The 16,898-nt window shown below is 64.5% G+C and carries 13 protein-coding genes; 5 read left to right on the top strand and 8 right to left on the bottom strand.

Annotated elements, in window-relative coordinates; genetic code table 11:
* Positions 1 to 19 precede the first annotated feature (19 nt).
* From ADIAG_RS14430 to ADIAG_RS14420, 3 genes are all read right to left on the bottom strand, one after another.
* Entirely contained in the window at positions 20 to 2,176 is a 2,157-nt protein-coding gene (locus tag ADIAG_RS14430) for a beta-glucosidase family protein (protein ID WP_007272135.1), read from the bottom strand.
* A 537-nt stretch (positions 2,177 to 2,713) separates the two neighbouring features.
* Positions 2,714 to 3,055, bottom strand: coding sequence for a hypothetical protein (locus ADIAG_RS14425; RefSeq protein ID WP_007272134.1), 342 nt, complete (start codon positions 3,053 to 3,055; stop codon positions 2,714 to 2,716).
* 3 nt (positions 3,056 to 3,058) lie between these two features.
* A complete protein-coding gene (locus tag ADIAG_RS14420; RefSeq protein WP_007272133.1) occupies positions 3,059 to 3,514 on the bottom strand; it encodes a hypothetical protein in 456 nt (151 codons plus the stop codon).
* A 358-nt stretch (positions 3,515 to 3,872) separates the two neighbouring features.
* Between ADIAG_RS14420 and ADIAG_RS14415 the strand changes: the two genes are divergently transcribed.
* Complete coding sequence (locus ADIAG_RS14415) at positions 3,873 to 6,308, top strand: ComEC/Rec2 family competence protein (RefSeq protein WP_161623963.1); 2,436 nt, start codon at positions 3,873 to 3,875, stop codon at positions 6,306 to 6,308.
* 108 nt (positions 6,309 to 6,416) lie between these two features.
* The gene (gene holA, locus ADIAG_RS14410; protein ID WP_007272131.1) at positions 6,417 to 7,415 is read left to right on the top strand and encodes a DNA polymerase III subunit delta; all 999 of its coding nucleotides are present in this window, start codon (positions 6,417 to 6,419) and stop codon (positions 7,413 to 7,415) included.
* 201 nt (positions 7,416 to 7,616) lie between these two features.
* On the opposite strand, the gene rpsT is transcribed toward holA, so the two are convergent.
* Together rpsT and ADIAG_RS14400 are read right to left on the bottom strand one after the other, a co-directional pair.
* A complete protein-coding gene (gene rpsT, locus ADIAG_RS14405; protein ID WP_007272130.1) occupies positions 7,617 to 7,877 on the bottom strand; it encodes a 30S ribosomal protein S20 in 261 nt (86 codons plus the stop codon).
* A 268-nt stretch (positions 7,878 to 8,145) separates the two neighbouring features.
* Entirely contained in the window at positions 8,146 to 9,990 is a 1,845-nt protein-coding gene (locus ADIAG_RS14400) for an FAD-dependent oxidoreductase (RefSeq protein ID WP_007272129.1), read from the bottom strand.
* A gap of 306 nt (positions 9,991 to 10,296) precedes the next feature.
* Here ADIAG_RS14400 and ADIAG_RS14395 point away from each other — a divergent pair, with 306 nt between their 5' ends.
* On the top strand, positions 10,297 to 11,352 hold the full coding sequence (locus tag ADIAG_RS14395) for an AraC family transcriptional regulator (protein ID WP_007272128.1): 1,056 nt from the start codon (positions 10,297 to 10,299) through the stop codon (positions 11,350 to 11,352).
* Positions 11,353 to 11,368: 16 nt separating this feature from the next.
* On the opposite strand, the gene ADIAG_RS14390 is transcribed toward ADIAG_RS14395, so the two are convergent.
* Positions 11,369 to 11,956, bottom strand: coding sequence for a type II toxin-antitoxin system PemK/MazF family toxin (locus tag ADIAG_RS14390; RefSeq protein ID WP_007272127.1), 588 nt, complete (start codon positions 11,954 to 11,956; stop codon positions 11,369 to 11,371).
* 135 nt (positions 11,957 to 12,091) lie between these two features.
* Here ADIAG_RS14390 and lepA point away from each other — a divergent pair, with 135 nt between their 5' ends.
* Together lepA and hemW are read left to right on the top strand one after the other, a co-directional pair.
* The gene (gene lepA / locus ADIAG_RS14385; RefSeq protein WP_007272126.1) at positions 12,092 to 13,936 is read left to right on the top strand and encodes a translation elongation factor 4; all 1,845 of its coding nucleotides are present in this window, start codon (positions 12,092 to 12,094) and stop codon (positions 13,934 to 13,936) included.
* Between the two features lie 2 nt (positions 13,937 to 13,938).
* Positions 13,939 to 15,168, top strand: a complete 1,230-nt coding sequence (gene hemW, locus ADIAG_RS14380) for a radical SAM family heme chaperone HemW (protein ID WP_007272125.1) — start codon at positions 13,939 to 13,941, stop codon at positions 15,166 to 15,168.
* Positions 15,169 to 15,247: 79 nt separating this feature from the next.
* Here the strand turns inward: hemW and ADIAG_RS14375 are convergent, their stop codons facing one another.
* The gene (locus tag ADIAG_RS14375; RefSeq protein WP_007272124.1) at positions 15,248 to 15,661 is read right to left on the bottom strand and encodes a DUF4870 domain-containing protein; all 414 of its coding nucleotides are present in this window, start codon (positions 15,659 to 15,661) and stop codon (positions 15,248 to 15,250) included.
* Positions 15,662 to 15,874: 213 nt separating this feature from the next.
* Positions 15,875 to 16,732 (bottom strand): DUF3097 family protein, encoded by an 858-nt coding sequence (locus ADIAG_RS14370; RefSeq protein WP_007272123.1) that lies wholly within the window; start codon positions 16,730 to 16,732, stop codon positions 15,875 to 15,877.
* Positions 16,733 to 16,898: the final 166 nt, after the last annotated feature.

Here is a 16,898-nt window from a genome sequence, read left to right as displayed (position 1 = left end):
GCGGCGCCTTTTCACCCGGTCAACTCCCGGCACGCCGCAAGGGGGCCGCGCCCGCCCAACTGGCGGGGCTGTGCTGGGCAGCGAGCAGGGCCCAGTCACCCGCGCGCCGGGACCAGCGCCGCGTCGCCGGGTCCCGCTGCAGCGTGGGCCCGGCATCCAGTGTCACCCGAACGGTTTTCTCCTCAGCGGCTTGCAGCGTCACCTTCTGGAAGCCCAACAGCTGCGCAACGGGCCTTTGCACCGAGATATCCGCGGCGTAGACCTGCACGACGGTTGAGCCCGCGCGCTGACCGGTGTTCGTGAGACGCACATCAGCGCGCCCACCGCTCTCGTCGAACCTGTGCTCGAGGAGCTGGTGCTCGATCCTCGTGTAGCCCAGACCGAACCCGAATGGGAAAGCGGGCGTATGTCCCTCGCGATCGAGCCTGCGTTGACCCCAATGCTCGTCGTAGATAGCGCTCTTCGCCGAAGGGTCGAACGGAGGGAGATGCCCGGCGTCCGTCGGCAGCACAAAGGGAAGTCGTCCGCCGGGCTCCGCGGCGCCGGTGAGTACGCTCGCCAGAGCGCGGCCGCCCTCCATCCCGCCGTACCACGCCAGCAGGAGCGTCGGCACACTTTCTTTCCATTCCTCCGTCAGGATCGCGCTGCCGCCGATCAACACCACAATGGTCCGGGGGTTGGCGGCGGTGACCGCGCGGATCAGGCGAACGTCTGAGGCGTGCAAATCCAGTGATGTGCGATCACCACCGTGGACAAAGCGCGATACCACGTGTGCCAGAGCGATAAACGTCTGGCGCAGCGGACCAGCGTCGAACGCCCGGCCGAGCACGCCCACCTCGACGCCGCCGGTGACGACCGACTCCCCTTCATCGTGCTCATCGAGCCCGACGATGAGGATCGCGGTGTCAGCTGCGGCAGCAGCCGCGGCCGCGGCGGAAAGGTTCCGACCCGAGGCGGTTGTGAACCGCACCCGGGGCAGCGCTTCTTTGAGTCCCTGAAGCGGTGAGACGGTGGAGGGGGGACGCACGCGTGAGGAGCCGTTATCGCCGAGATTCGCGCGTGTAGCAAGGCGCCCGATCACCGCGAGGTGATCGATGGTGGGGGCCAACGGCAGCAGCGGTGCAGCGCCGATGCTGTCGTTTTTTAGCATCACGATCGACTCCGTGGCGACCTGGTGGGCCAGCGCCCGATGCGCAGGGGAGGCGATGAGGCTTACGCTGGGCCTGGCCGCCGCTAGGGTAGCGGCATGCAGCACGCTGGTGCGCAGAATGCGACGTGCAGAGCGCTGGACCGTCGCGCGGGCCACCTCGCCGCTGCGTAGCGCTCCAGGCAGAGCGCGGGCGCGCAGCAGCCGCAACGGCATCTCGATATCCAGTCCCGCTTCAAGGCTGAGCACCGCGTCATGGGTACCGAAGACCCAGTCGCTGGTCACAAATCCCGTGAAATCCCATTCGTCCCGCAACACCTCGGTGAGCAGGGCGCGATTGCCGTCCATGTACTCGCCGCGCACCTTGTTGTAGGAACTCATCACCGAATCGGCGCCGGCCTCGATGACGGCTCTGAAGTGAGGCAAGTACACCTCGTGCAGGGCGTGCTCGCCGACCGAGACGTCGACCTCGAAGCGCTCGTTCTCCATCGAGTTCAGCGCGAAGTGTTTGACGCACGCCATCACGTGCACTCGTACGCCGCGGGTCAGTGCCGCTCCCATTCTGCCGGTGAGTACCGGATCCTCCCCGTAACACTCCTGCGCCCGGCCCCACGCGGGGTGGCGAAGCAGATTGACGCAGATGGAAGCGGAATAGTTTGCTCCCCGCGCCCTGGTTTCCAAGCCGATCGCAAGGCCCACGCGCTCCTCCAGCAATGGATCCCAGGTCGCTGCGCGCGCTATCGCCGCGGGGAAGGCGGTGGAAGGCCCGATCACGACGCCGCGGGTACCGTCGCTGAACCGGATGCCCGGGATGCCCAGCCGCGGAACCGCCCCGGCGACGAACGGCCTTCGGCCGTGCAAAAGCGGGATGATCGGCAGCAGCCGCCTGGGGGAGTCGCCGTCAAGTAGTCCGAGGAGCTCCCGATCACTCATCCTGTCGATCAGCTGGTTTGCTGCCTCGTCCGCATCGAGCGTGCCCGCCTGGACTGCCCGGACTGCCTCGTTATACGAGCCGCCCTCCGCCGACATCGTTGACCCTGACGCAGGGCGCGTACCGCCGCTCCACCACTTCTGCGCTCGCGCAGCCCCACGACCTGCAATCATGTCCATGCACTAAATACTGCACTCTCCTGGCCTCATCCGGTGTCTACCAATCGATTTGAATCCTATGCACCCCACAGCCTCACACGACGCCCTCGGAATTCTTCAAGCCAAGCGGAACCAAGGCGAATGAGTCAGTCGTTGGGCTGCTGTCTTTTCGGCGCATTCTGTTGGTTGATCCATGCAGGCCCGGGTAGGGCCAGTACCTGGGGGGGCGATGGCGGTGTTGAAACGGTGGGGGTGTTTGGTCCGGGCCGCGGTCAGCGTATTGGAGCGTTTCTATGCAACCCCGTCGGCGATTCCGTAGTGCACGATGGCGCGGGCGTGTAGCGGGACGCTTGAAGCGCCCGCTTTGAGGATTGCGGAGCTACCGACATTGCCGCCCACACCGTTAGTCCCAGTGGACAGCAAGAAGCCCCATTCGGGTCATCCGAGTGGGGCACCTTGTTTGGCTAGGCAGAGTGGTTATTTGGTCTCGTGGGGATGACTGGTATGTACCTGCTCCAGGTAGACCTCGCGGTCCACGACGTAGAACCAGATTCGTGCGTCACCCTTGAGGGTTGGCTTGTGCTGCCACCGTTTATGGACGGAGCCGTCACGCGTCACCAAACCCAGATCACCCCGTAAACGATAGTTGCTGGGTGTGGTGAGCTGAGGGGTCTTAGTGAGGAAACCCCACGCGTCTGCCAAAGGATTCCTGAGGGTTGCTTTCAGGTCTATCCAGCCACGCTTTGCCTGAACGGACGAGAACCGAATTTCGTATTCACTCTTCTTCGTCGGCCGCTCGACCTTTTCGCTTTTCGCCATGCCCTAGGGACGCTCCACGGCTTCGGAATCGTCAAGCCACTCCACAGGCTCCTTGCCCAGGCCAGCTGCGATAGCGGTCGCGGTTTCACGCCAGGCCGTAAGTTCTGCAATGGCCAGATGGGGTTGGTTGGTAGCGAAAGATGCGCGTGCGGCAGCTAAGACATCGTTCGCGCAGGCATCCTGGTCAACTGGGCTAAGCGCAAGCATCCAAGGAAAGCGATCGCTCATGCGAGATGCAAGCGTGCCCTCCGTGCTAGTCGACACCGCGACAAGCTGTGCTGCTAGTTCCAGCAGCGCGGCCCGTGCTTGGTCTGCGCTCTCGGACATCAGCACCAGGGACTCGCCGTCGCGGCGGGTTACCCGAACCGGGTGATCCGCCGCAGCCGCAAAGACATCAGCAGAGGCGCGGCTCAGCTCGGATGACTGAAAGGTTGTTCGGGAACTTGCTTGGGTGATCATGACCCAAGACTAACTCAGAACGTGTTCTGAATTCAATGCACGAAGGGGGTCTGCTCTTGCGGCACAGGTGGGGCTCTGGAGTAAGGGTGGTCGGAACGCCGAAATCCAAGTCATCGGAGCGGGGCGGGATCCTGGAACAATTCGGATTGCTTCTGCCGGCTGGGTGCTGCCCGAGGATGGGTGGGAGGGGTGACTTCTAGTCCCGTTCTCCACAGCCAGGCACGCCCCGGGCCGCCCAACAGCCGGGATCATGTGCACTGGAAAGATGGACTCCGACGCGTGGGCTGATCGTGCCGCAAGAAGTAAGCGGAACCTGGCCCACGCCCAGTTAAGGTTCGCTGGACGACTGCGTGAATCGTTGGCCCGGAGTCCGAAGAATGAAGCGGAACCGGAACCCGGTCCCATCGACATGCGCGGGGGCTGGGCCATGGCCGGTGCGTGGGCCGCCGCCCTTGGCGGGGTGCGCCTGGATGCCGCCGGACAGGCAGCGTGGGCGATCGGGCTGTGGCTGGCGGCAGGCGTTGCCCTGCTGGCACTGTTACGCCCGCGCCACGGACGGATCGGATCCGCGGCAACCCCCAGCTTCGCCGCCCCGGCACTGTGCTGCGCCGCAGCGGCCTTGATTTTCATGCAATTGCTGCTCGCGGGTGCAGGCACCAACCCCCGGGCCTTGCACGCTGCTGCGGCAACAGGGGAACCGGTGCGCGTCCAGCTCGAATTCACCGCCACACCCCGGGCAGGCACCGCCGTCAACAGGTTTTCCGAGGACCCCCGGGAGCACACCCAATACACCGTTGAAGCCCGGGTCTTGCGTATGGCCGAGCACGGCAGCTGGTTGGGCGCGGGGGTTCCGGTGCATCTGAGCTACCCCGCGTCCCGTGCACCGGCTGCGCTGCTGCCGGCCGGCAGCAGCCTCGAGGTCCTGGCGAGGGTCTCGGCCGCCGAACCCGGGGCACGCGAGCCTTTCTGGCTCAATGCCGTCTCGGACTTGCTTCTGGTGGGTGCGGTGAGGGAACCGGGGGTCTTCGAGGGGCTGCGCAGCAGATTCGTCCAGGCCTGCGCGGTGCTTCCCGAACCCGGGGGGGCGCTGCTGCCGGGCATGGTTTTCGGGGACCGCAGCGGAGCCGATGAGGAATTGAATGATGCCATGAAGGTTGCCGGGCTCTCGCACCTCACCGCCGTCAGCGGCGCAAATTGTGCCATCGTGATGGGCTTTGTTGCAGGAGCGTGCCGACTGGCCGGGGCGCGGCGCGCACCCACGTTGCTGTTGGGCCTGTTGGCGTTGTCCGGCTTCGTGCTGCTGGTCGGCTACGAACCGAGCGTGTTGCGTGCCGCGGTCATGGGCTCGATCGCCGCGGTGGGTGTGCACTCCTCCCGCGGTAGGAAGGCGATGGCTGCTCTGATGCTGGCGGTGGTCCTGCTGCTGGCCTATGATCCGTGGCTGGCCGGCGAGCCGGCGTTTCAACTCTCGGCACTGGCCACCGCCGGGATCGTGTTGATCGGGCGGCCGCTTGCCGTGCGGTTGAACCGCTGGATGCCCGCGCTGCTGGCCGAGGGCATCGCCATCGCCCTCGCCGCGCAGATTGCCTGCCTGCCGGTCCTGGTGGCCTTGAACCCTTCCTTCTCCCTGTACTCAGTGCCCGCGAACCTGGTGGTCGCCCCGTTCATCCCGTGGATCACCGTCGCCGGGACACTTGGCGTCCCGGTGCTCGCGGTGTTTGAGCCGGCCGGGTCCGCCCTGGTATGGCTGGCCGGGATGCCGGCAACCACCGTGGGCCTGCTCGGCACCTGGATCGCCGCGCTGCCCGGTGCCCTTCGCCCCTGGCCGGCCGGTGCGGCGGGTGTGTTGTTGGCTTGGGGAATCTTGCTGGGAACCCTGGTCGGGATCGGCCAGGTGGACCCCGCGGCCGGAACCTGGAAATCACGGGCACGGCTGGCGGCGCAAGGCGTCGTGACGGGGGTCTTGCTGGGACTGCTGCTCCCGGTGACGGCGCTGGTGCCTACGCCCGCGGTCGGCGACTGGTTGGTGGTTTCCTGCGATGTGGGACAGGGCGACGGCATGTTGGTCAACGCCGGGGAGGCCGGTGCGCTGGTCATCGACACCGGACGGGAACCGGAACAGATCGATGAGTGCCTGCGGCGGATGCAGGTCGAGCACGTGGCTGCGGTCTTCATTACGCACCGGCACGCCGACCACGACGGCGGGCTGGAGGGGGTGGGGCCGCGGCGCAGCGTGGATGCCCTCTACTACTCGATGGCCGACAGTACACAGGCGCCGCCGGCGATCGAGGCGGCAAGCGGCGAAGATCCGCGCGCCGAGCAACTGGGGTCCGGGGCCACGGGTGGTGCAGGGGCGGTGTCGTGGAGGGTCCTGGGTCCGCTGCCCGGAGGGGTGTTCACCGATGAGAACGATGCCTCGCTGGTCATCAGGTTCGAGATCCAGGTGCCGGGACCCGCCCGGCCGATCTCGCTGCTTGCCACCGGGGACATGCAGGAAGAAGCCATGGACCAGCTCATCGGCAAGGGGTTGGTGGGTCAGGCCGACATCTTGAAGGTCGCGCACCACGGGGCGGCCAACGGAGGGACCCGCACAGCACCGGTGGTGCATCCGTCGCTGGCACTGATCAGCGTCGGAGCGGGCAACACCTATGGGCACCCGTCGGAGACCGCGCTGCGGGCGCTGGAAGAAAACCAAGTCACGGTGCTGCGCACGGACCAGCGCGGCACCATCGTCGTCGGCTGGAATGGGCAGGGCCTGCAAGTGACCTCGTGGGGGCCTGACCCACCTCCCTGAACCGTCGGGGTCGACACAAGCCGCGGGGCAATGCCGGCGGTGCTGGCCCGTGCAGTGGTTGGCGATAGGATCGATGGGGTTCCACACATCACGAGGTAAGGGTCGGTCATGGCAGCGCCACGAGGCACATCCAAGAATGCGGGTATTTCCTGGCGGACGGTGGCCCCGGCACCCATGATCCTGTTGCAGGGTTCCGAGGAGTTGCTGGCGAGCCGTGCCTTCGAGCTGGTGCGTGCCGCACTGCGCGCCAGCGGAGAAATTGAACTGACCCGCTTCGAAGCGGCCGCCTACGAGCGCGGTGAGCTGCTGTTGGCCTCCAGTCCCTCGCTTTTCAGCGAAACCAAGTTGGTCGAGGTGCGGGGGCTGGCGACCATGAACGAGGACTTCCTCAACGACGCCCTGACCTATGCCAAGTCCCCGGCGCCGGATGTCACCCTCATCATGCACCATGGCGGGGGAGTGCGCGGCAAGAAGCTGCTGGATGCATTGAAAGCGGCCGGTGCGGTGGTCGTTGATTGCCAGCCGCTGAAGAAGGACGCCGAGAAGATCGACTTCGTTTCGCAGGAATTCCGGGCGGCCAAGCGCAAGCTCAGCGCCGAGGGTGCCCGCGCCCTGGTTGCGGCGCTGGGCAACGACCTGTCCGAACTCGGTGCCGCATGCAGTCAGTTGCTGCAGGACACCACCGGGATCGTGGACCAGGATGTTGTTGACAAGTACTACGGCGGACGGGTTGAAGCCACGGGCTTCAAGGTCGCCGATGCGGCGTTGGCGGGCCGGGCCGACATCGCCCTGAGCACGCTGCGCCACGCGCTGGCCACCGGAACCGACCCGGTGCCGATCGTCGCCAGCCTGGCCATGAAGCTGCGACAAGTCGCCAAGGTCGCCGGGGTGCGCAAGTCATCGGGCCAGCTCGCCAGCGAATTGGGTATGCCGCCGTGGCAGGTCCAGCAGGCCCAGGAACAGGCACGGCATTGGAATCCCGATGACCTGGCCCGCTGCATCCGACTGGTGGCCGAGGCGGACGCCCAAGTGAAGGGTGCCTCGCGCGATCCCGAATACGCGGTCGAGCGGGCCGTGACGCAGATTTCCTTGGCAGCACGCCGCTAAACCACTCGGTCGGTGCTCCGCTGCCAAGGCATCAGCTGTCGGTGCGGGGCCAACAGCTGTCGTTCCTGCTCATGAGGCTGAGATGCTCGTGCGCCGCCCCCTGGAAATCAAGCAAACATCGTCCTGGATGATTAAACACAAGAGGCTTCCTTTCCCCTAGATATGGGGGAAAGGAAGCCTCTTGCTTCAGTGACGCAATCCTTAGAGGGCGTTAACCTTCTTGGAGATGGCCGACTTGTGGTTTGCTGCGTTGTTCTTGTGCAGCACACCCTTCGTAGCGGCCTGGTCGATCTTACGGCCAGCTGCAACCAGTGCGGTTGTTGCTGCATCCTTATCTTCGGCGACAACGGCAGTGTTCACTGCACGGATTGCGGTGCGAAGTTCGGACTTGACGGCAGCGTTACGCTGGCGCGCCTTCTCGTTGGTGAGAATGCGCTTCTTCTGGGACTTAATATTAGCCACTGTATAAACTCTCTTGCTCATCGCTTGTAATGGTCGGTGAGGGATATCTTCCGGGCCATTGACTGAGCGGCGTGGGGATACCTATGGCGACCCGGGAGAAGTGCCCGTCGACCTGCGCGGACACACAAGCATTAACACTAGCAGGTCTGAGTGGATTCGCACGAGTTGATAAACGCTGCCGGCACTGTGATCTGCATCAGCCCTAGCTGGCCCCGCCTGCGCGACGAGGGCGCGGGAGGGGCCAGGGGCAGGTACCGAAGGCGGCGAATCAGCGGGCCAGGCCCAGCAGCTCGTCGAGGTCGGCCTCTGCGGCGGGGCCGGTACGGCTCAGCAGCGAGGACAAGACCTCGATCAGTGCGATGCGCGGGTCGCTGACCATGGAATGGGCGCGCCAGCCGATGTGTTTGTCCGGCCGGACCAGGACCATGCCGTCCTCTTCAACTTCGCGTTGACGCAACCAGTCCCCGTAGAGGTCCTGTACTGCCAGGCCCTCACCGATGACCACCGCCACCAGCTCGATGTTAAGTTCTGCAGCGACTTCGACGGCGGCGTCAGCCCATGCTTGGCCGGTGATGCCGGTAAAAATGGTGAATGCGGTGCCCTTGGCGATGTCGTGCGTGGAGAACTTGGTGTCCCGATCGCCGATCCATGCGTGCGGCAGACGCAAGCCGGGATATGTGGATTTCTGGTGGTGCAGCATCGCATCCTGCGTCAGCTCCGGGCGGGGTCCGCCATCGGTGACCACGGCGCTGGAATCGTAGAACTGGCCGATCTCGGTGCCCTGGGCGTTGAACTCGTAGTCCTTGTTATCAAGTGCCTTGCGCAAGGCCTTGCGCCGGGCTGCCCCCTCGGGGGAATTTTCCTTGCGGAGCTTGAGTTTTTCGACGAAGTCCTCGTCGGTGGTTGCATCGGTCACGCCCAACGCGTCGAAAATCGGTTTGTACTCCCGCCCGGAGTTGTTAGCCCGGGTGACGATCTGCTTGGCGACCGGAGCACGTTCAACGGAGTAGGTCTCCAGCAGCTCTTCGCCGGCGTGCCCCTTGATCACCGCGGCAAGCTTCCATGCCAGGTTGTACGCATCCTGGATGGAGGTGTTGGAACCCAGCCCGTGGCTTGGCGGATGCTTGTGGATGGCATCTCCGGCACAAAAGACCCGGCCCTTTTGCAAGTGGGTGGCGTACTGCTCGTTGTTGCCCCACAGCGAGTACCCCAGGATCTCGACGTCTAGGTCCTCGATGCCCACCAAATTGCGGATGACGCGGATTGCCTCGTCGTTGTCGAGCACCGGGGGCTCACCGTTGATGTCGAAGCCCCAGCAGATCAGCCATTCGTTCCACGGCCGGACCATGCGGATCAACCCGGCCCCCAATCCGCCGATGTTTGAACCTGGATTGAACACCCAGTAGAGGATCGAGGGTCGGTGTGCCGCGAGGTGGGCGAGGTCGGCCTTGAAGGTGATGTTCATGGAGCCGCCGATGTCCATGGCCCCCTCCATCGGCAGGTCGATGTCCGCGGCGACCTTGGAGCGTGCACCGTCGGCGCCGATGAGGTACTTGGCCCGGATGGTGTATTGGTGCCCGGTGAGTCGGTTCAGCACCTGTACGCTCACGCCCTCGGCGTCTTGGGTGTGACTGAGGTACTCGGTGGAAAATTGAGTCTGGGTGCCACGCATGGTGGCGTTCTTGAGCATGATCGGTTCCAGTAGCGTCTGCGGGATGTCACAGGGCATCGAGGGGGAGGCCAGCTCGTAGTCGGCGCGGCGGTCGGGGCGCAGGCCCCAGGTGGGGCGGCGCCCGATTTCCTCGCCGGCCATCGACTCGCAGTAGACCGTGTCACCCATCAACTCATGCGGTGTCGCCTCGGCCAAGACCTGGTCTTCGATTCCCGCATCGCGAAGCACCTCCATGGTGCGCTGGTTGGTGATGTGGGCCCGCGGGGTGTTGGCCGTCCAGCGGTACTTGGTGATCATAATGTTCTCGATGCCCTGGTTGGACAGGAACAAAGCGGCCGAGCTGCCGGCCGGGCCGGAGCCGATGATCAGGACGTCGGTCTGAACGATATTGGCGGTCTCCGGGGAGATCGTTTCGGTGATTCCATCGTTGAAAACAGGCATTGGGTGCCTCCCTTGCTTGGAGTGGTGCTCACTGCCCGTGGCGGGAGGTGCTAGGAATTCCTCCAGTGTTGCAGCTCACAATCAGCTGCGGGCCGGCCGCGCAGGATCATGGCCGGAAAGTGTCAAAAGCCGTCTGTTGCGTGCAAAATTCGCATCCGGGAGCAGGCTGGAGCGTCGCCACCAGACCTTAGCGGGCAGCCTTGTCGGGCCGCCGACGCGAGACGAGGAAAGTGGACGGCGCACTATGCCATCGGGTCAATGGGTAGACTTTCGACCGGTTGTGATTCGCGCTACACTGCTGGGGCCATGGACAAAAACACACGTGATGCCCTGCGGCAGGTTGCTGCCACGGGCCAGGCGCCAGATACCCCGAGTGCTGTCGCGCCCGCGGCTAGGGCTGCCCAGCGCTTGCAATTCAGCACGAACGGGATTCCGTCGGGCAACCGGATGGAGTTGTGGGAACATCACAATGCCAAGGCGCTGCTACCTCTGGATATCCGCACCATAGATGACTCGCCCCTGCGGGCCAGGGAACTGAGCCTGCGTTACGGGTCTCTGCGGTTTGCTGGGGTGCGAGGCAGTGCGCAGGTCGTGGAGCGCAATGAACGATTCATCAGGCAGCATCCCACCGGCGTGGTGGCGATCTGCTTTGCCCTGGAGGGGGAAACGTTCTTCTTCCACCGTGACGGCAACGAATCGCTGAAGCCGGGACAGGCCATCATCTACGATGCGGACCTGCCGTTCATGCGTGGTTTCAGCAAGGGTCTCAAGGAGCTGGTCCTGACGATTCCGCGGGATGACTACATGGAGCTTTCCGGCGGCACATCGCTGGTTCGTCCACAGGTCGTGGATTTCAACCAGGGCACTGAAGCGAACCAGCAGATGCGGGCATTGGCCCGGCTGGTCAGCGACAGTCTGGCTGAGCGGGTCAGTGGTGACCCGGTCCCTGCGGTGTGCCCGGAAGGCGCCGCGCTGGATATGTTGGGGCTGTTGGCCTCCGGGGGCCGCGATGGGCCGGGGCCGGGGCACCTCTTCGCTGCCCGCAACTACATCGAGGAACACCTGCATGATCCGGGCTTGGATATCACGGGGATCTGCTCGGCCATTGGCGTCAGCGAACGCCAGCTCTCGCGGATCTTCGCGGCCGCAGGGGAGCCGCCGGCTAGCTTCATCAGAGAACGCCGACTGGGCAAGGCCCGAGAGGTGCTGATCGATCCGGTCCACGGGTCCAGGTCCGTGGGCCGGATTGCGGGGGAGCTTGGCTTTGCCTCGCAGAGCTACTTCACACGGGCTTTCAAGGCACGGTTCGGCATCGCGCCGTTGGCGCTGCGCCGGGAGGCCTTGGGCGGCACCGACACCTAGGCGGTGCCCCGCCGGGTCAATTGGACGAGAGTTTCTCGGCGACCTGGGCGAAGCGATTGCTGTCGAGGATGGCGCCCTCGCGGCGGACCCCTGCTTCGCTCAGGCGGATGACCCGATCCAGCTTCACTTCGCTGGGCCGCCCCTGCCTGTCCCACGGCCCGGTTCCGATGTCCACATAGTCGCGGTCACGGTTCTCTGCGTTGTTGTGGTCCTTGGATGTGAGCATCAGGGCGAGCAGGTGCTTGCCCTCGCGTCCAACCAGCAGCACGGGGCGGTCCTTGCCCTGCGAATGGTCCTCCTCGTAGGGGACCCACGCCCAGACGATTTCCCCGGGATCCGGCTGCCCATCTGCTTCGGGCGCATATTTGGCTGCCACACGCCCGACGTAGTCGCCCGGATATCCGCCGAACTCCCAGGAGTCGCCGGAGCCGGTCGCCGCCGGTGCGCTTCGGGGCGGGGTGCTTGCGGACTTTCGCCCCGCCGGTGCGTGGCCGGCCGTACCCTGCGGACCGGTGCGTCCGGGCCGCTGTGCGGTGGACCCCTTGAGGGCGGAGGAGAGCACGCGGCCCAGGAGCCTGAGGACGGTATTGGTATTGAACTTCATGTGCACAAACTATCAGTTGCGCGCCCTTCCCGAGTCGCAGTGCCACACCGTGGCCACAACCATGGGAGAATGGCCTGTGCAAAGTATTTTGCACATCATCCAATACTTTTCGTCCCCCTTAGCGAGGTCCCTTACGTGTCACCCATGGCCCGCACCGCACCGGTGCCTGCCGCGACTGATCCGGCGATCATCAGAAACTTCTGCATCATCGCCCACATCGACCACGGCAAGTCGACCCTGGCCGACCGGATGTTGCAGCTCACCGGAGTCGTCTCCTCACGCGATATGAAGGCCCAGTACCTGGACCGGATGGACATCGAACGTGAACGCGGCATCACCATCAAGTCCCAAGCGGTACGCATGCCGTGGGAACTCGACGGAGTCTCCTACGCACTGAACATGATCGATACCCCCGGGCACGTCGACTTCACCTACGAAGTCTCCCGTTCGCTGGCAGCCTGCGAAGGCGCGATCCTGCTGGTAGACGCCGCCCAGGGCATCGAAGCCCAGACGCTGGCGAACCTGTACCTGGCCATGGAAAATGACATGACGATCATTCCCGTGCTCAACAAGATCGACCTCCCCAACGCGGACCCCGAGAAGTACGCCGCAGAGATCGCCAAGCTCATCGGGTGCGAACCCGAAGACATCCTCCAGGTCTCGGGCAAGACCGGCATGGGTGTCGAAGCACTGCTAGACAAGGTAGTCAGCGAGCTGCCGGCCCCACAGGGCGACCCAAACGCTCCCGCACGTGCCATGATCTTCGACTCGGTCTACGACACCTACCGTGGCGTTGTCACCTACGTCCGTGTAGTGGACGGCAAAATCTCACCGCGCGAAAAAGTGCAGATGATGTCCACCGGAACCACCTACGAGCTGCTGGAAATCGGGGTCTCCTCACCGGAACCCAAGCCCAGCAAGGGACTAGGCGTCGGCGAGGTCGGCTACCTGATCACTGGCGTGAAGGATGTGCGCCAATCAAAGGTCGGCGACACCGTCACCAACTTTGCCAAACCTGCCGCCGAGTCACTGGGCGGTTACGAAGACCCGAAGCCGATGGTGTTCTCCGGCCTGTACCCGATCGACGGCTCCGACTACCCGGCGCTGCGCGACGCACTGGACAAGCTCCAGCTCAACGATGCGGCACTGACCTACGTCCCTGAGACCTCCGTGGCCCTGGGCTTCGGTTTCCGCGTCGGCTTCCTGGGTCTGCTGCACTTGGAAATCACCCGCGAGCGGCTCGAAGCAGAATTCAACCTCGACCTGATCTCCACGGCACCCAACGTGGTGTACGAGGTCATGACCGATGACAAGGTGCTGCGCACCGTCACCAACCCCTCCGAGTTCCCCGACGGGAAGATCCTCGAGGTCCACGAGCCCATGGTCGCGGCCACCATCCTGGCGCCCAACGAATTTGTTGGTGCCATCATGGAGCTGTGCCAGGCCCGACGCGGCACCATGCGCGGCATGGACTACCTCTCCGAAGAACGCGTGGAGATCCGCTACTGGCTTCCGCTGGCCGAGATCGTCTTCGATTTTTTCGACATCCTCAAATCAAAAACCCGCGGCTACGCCTCGCTGGACTGGAAGGCCGACGGCGAACAGGTCTCGGATCTGGTCAAGGTCGACATCCTGCTCCAGAGCGAGCAGGTTGATGCCTTCAGTGCCGTCACACACCGCGACAAGGCTTACGCCTATGGGTTGATGATGACCCAAAAGCTCCGCGAACTGATTCCGCGCCAGCAGTTTGAGGTGCCGATCCAGGCCGCCATCGGCTCGCGCATCATTGCCCGCGAATCGATCCGCGCCATCCGTAAGGATGTTTTGGCCAAGTGCTACGGCGGCGATATTTCCCGTAAGCGCAAGCTGCTCGAAAAACAGAAGGCCGGCAAGAAGCGCATGAAGATGGTCGGTCGTGTCGAGGTCCCGCAGGAAGCCTTCATCGTCGCGCTGTCTTCCGACGAGCCCAAGAAAAAGTAGTCATGCCCTCTGCCTTGCCCCTCGGGGATCCGGCGCCGTCGAACGGGTTGCTTCCGGCAACCTGCCTCGACGGCGCCGCGGAGCGCACCTTCTCCATCTACGTGCACATCCCGTTTTGCGCCGTGCGCTGCGGGTACTGCGATTTCAACACCTACACGGCGCATGAGCTTGGCTCCGGCTCCAGCCAGGACACCTACGCCGAGGCAGTCTCCACGGAGATCGCCTTCGGTGCGCAGGTGCTTGTCGATTCCGGGCTGCCGACACGCGAGGTCTCCACCGTCTTCTTCGGCGGAGGAACCCCGACGTTGCTGCCGGCCGCGGACCTGGTCCGGGTGCTGGCCGAAATCCGCAAGCAATGGGATCTGGCCCCGGATGCAGAAATCACCACGGAGGCCAACCCCGATTCGGTGACCCGCGAATCCCTGCAGGAGCTTAAAGACGGCGGGTTCACCCGCGTGTCGATCGGCATGCAGTCAGCGGTCCCACACGTACTGGCGACCCTGGACCGCACACACAACCCCGACCGGGTAGGCCTGGCCGTTGACTGGGCGAAAGAAGCCGGGTTGCAGGTCAGTGTGGACTTGATCTACGGCACGCCGGGGGAGTCGATCAAGGACTGGCGTACCTCCGTGGCCACGGCGCTGAGCTACGACCCGGACCACATCAGCGCGTACGCGCTGATCATCGAGGAGGGCACCCGGCTGGCCGGGCAGATCCGCCGCGGTGAAGTAGCCAACATCGACGACGATGACCACGCAGATAAGTACCTGATCGCCGACGAACTCTTTGCCGCCGCCGGGTACTCCTGGTACGAAGTCAGCAACTGGTCCAGGGACGAATCCACGCGTTGCCTGCACAACCTGGCCTACTGGCGCGGAGGCGACTGGTGGGGTGCAGGCCCCGGCGCGCACTCGCACGTGGGTGGGCTGCGCTGGTGGAACGTCAAGCACCCGGCCGCCTATCAGCAGCGCATCGACGCCGGCACCTCACCGGCCGCCGGACGGGAAACCCCCGACGCCGAAGCCCGCTATCTGGAGGAAGCCATGCTGCTGACCCGGATTGTGGACGGCATGGAAACCTCCGCGCTGCAGCCCGCGGGACGCGCGGCCATCGCCGGGCTGATCGCCGACGGTTTGGTGGTGCCTGAGGCGGCGTTCGCCAAGAAGGTCGTGCTGACCTTGCAGGGCCGGCTGTTGGCCGATGCGGTACTGCGCCGGCTACTGGACTTCTGAGCCCATAAAGAAAGACGGTGTGGTTGCCGGCCCCGCACAGGGGAAGGCAACCACACCGTCTTTTTTGGTGTGTGGGGAGTTAGCGGAAGAGTCGCAGGTTCAGGCCATAGCGGTAGGGACGCGACTTGTTGACGTTGATACCCGCGCGGACCCCGTTGATGGTCAGGAAGAGCCAGATGGCTACGACCAGGACCGCGAAGATCCATCCGATGCCCGGCAACAGGGAGAGCAAGTGGAGCACGATCGCCACGATGGTCAGCGGGAAGGTGAAGTTCAGTGCTTCCTTGGATTCCTGGGCGGTGAACGGGCCGCGTGAGCGGAACACCGAGTAGATGATCAACGCGGGGATGCAGCCAAGGATCGCCCCGAAGTGCGCAATGGTCGCCCACTGGCGATCTTCGGACGGAGTCAAGGGCAAGGGTGCGGCCGAGGAACCTTCGAATCGATCCGACTGGCTGTCGCCGCCGGGTGCATTTCGTGCCTCGTGTACCACTGCTGGAGTCCTCTTCGTCGCGTTGGGTGGATCGGTGGCCAGTTTATCCTCAATCCGATGTCTGAAGTGAACACGCAAGGCCCTTTTTGACGCATTTTGGCCCCGCGTTTGGTTTCGTTGTGGATTCGTGATGAATCAGGCCACTTTGCGGTGGCCTTCGCCACCAATCGGTGAGCAAACTCACGGGGGAATCGGGGAGCGGATCGGGAGCGGCTAGGTGTGGTCGCCTGCGGTGAGGAAGTCGATGACCTCTTCGACCCGGCCCAGCAGTGAGGGTTCCAGATCTGCATACGAGCGCACCTGGCCCAAGATCCGTTCCCAGCCCTGGGCAACATCGATTTGCTCGGCGTGCGGCCAACCCAGTCCCTTCAAGATCCCCGTCTTCCAATCGGTCCCGCGGGGAACCACCGGCCACGCGCGGATCTTCAGCACCGAGGGCTTGATGGCCTGCCAAACATCGACGTAGGGGTGCCCGACAATCAGCACGTTGCCTGCTGCCCCCGGAACCCGCATTGCCTCGGCGGCGATCTTCGCCTCCTTGGTCCCGGGCAGCAGGTGGTCAACCAGGATGCCGAGTTTGCGCTGCGGGGAGGGAGCAAAGGTGCGGATGAATCCGGCCAGGTCATCGACGCCATGCAACGGCTCCACGACGATGCCTTCGACGCGCAGGTCGTGGCCCCAGACCTTTTCTACCAGCTGGGCATCGTGCTTGCCCTCGACCCAGATGCGGCTGGCGCGGGCGGTGCGGGCCTTTAAATCGGTGACCACGCGTGAGCCCGAGGCGCTGCGTGCTGTTCCCCGGGCGGCCGGGGGAGCGGCGGCGGGTTCGATGATCTCCACCGGTTCTCCCTCCAGAAGGAAGCCGAAGCCGGCGCGGAAGGACTTGGCGCGCCCATGACGGTCCTCCAGAACGAGCACGCGCATGCCACCTGCTTTTTCGGTGCGCACCACCTCGCCGACCCACCCGCTCTCGACGTCTTCGAGGAGCAGGCCCAAGGCCAGGGGGACCTTGCGCAATGCGCGCTTCTTGGGGGCGCTGATGTCTTGCGCGCCCCAGCCGTGGTAGCTCATCGTGTCACTTTCGCTTCTTGCCCCGCACCCGGTTGCCGGGAACGGAAAGCCGTGGATGGTGGCTAATCGCACCTATGTGTCGAACGCGGCACCGCGGTCTCAGACCAAACCATGCTAACAAGAGCCGCCGGACGTATTAGACTTGGCAGTTGAACGTGTCGAGTGC

Origin of the sequence: Paeniglutamicibacter gangotriensis Lz1y (assembly GCF_000348945.1) — a bacterium.
Lineage (GTDB): Bacteria > Actinomycetota > Actinomycetes > Actinomycetales > Micrococcaceae > Paeniglutamicibacter > Paeniglutamicibacter gangotriensis.
Note: the sequence above shows the minus strand (reverse complement) of the source record. Positions and strands in the feature narration are given on the sequence as shown.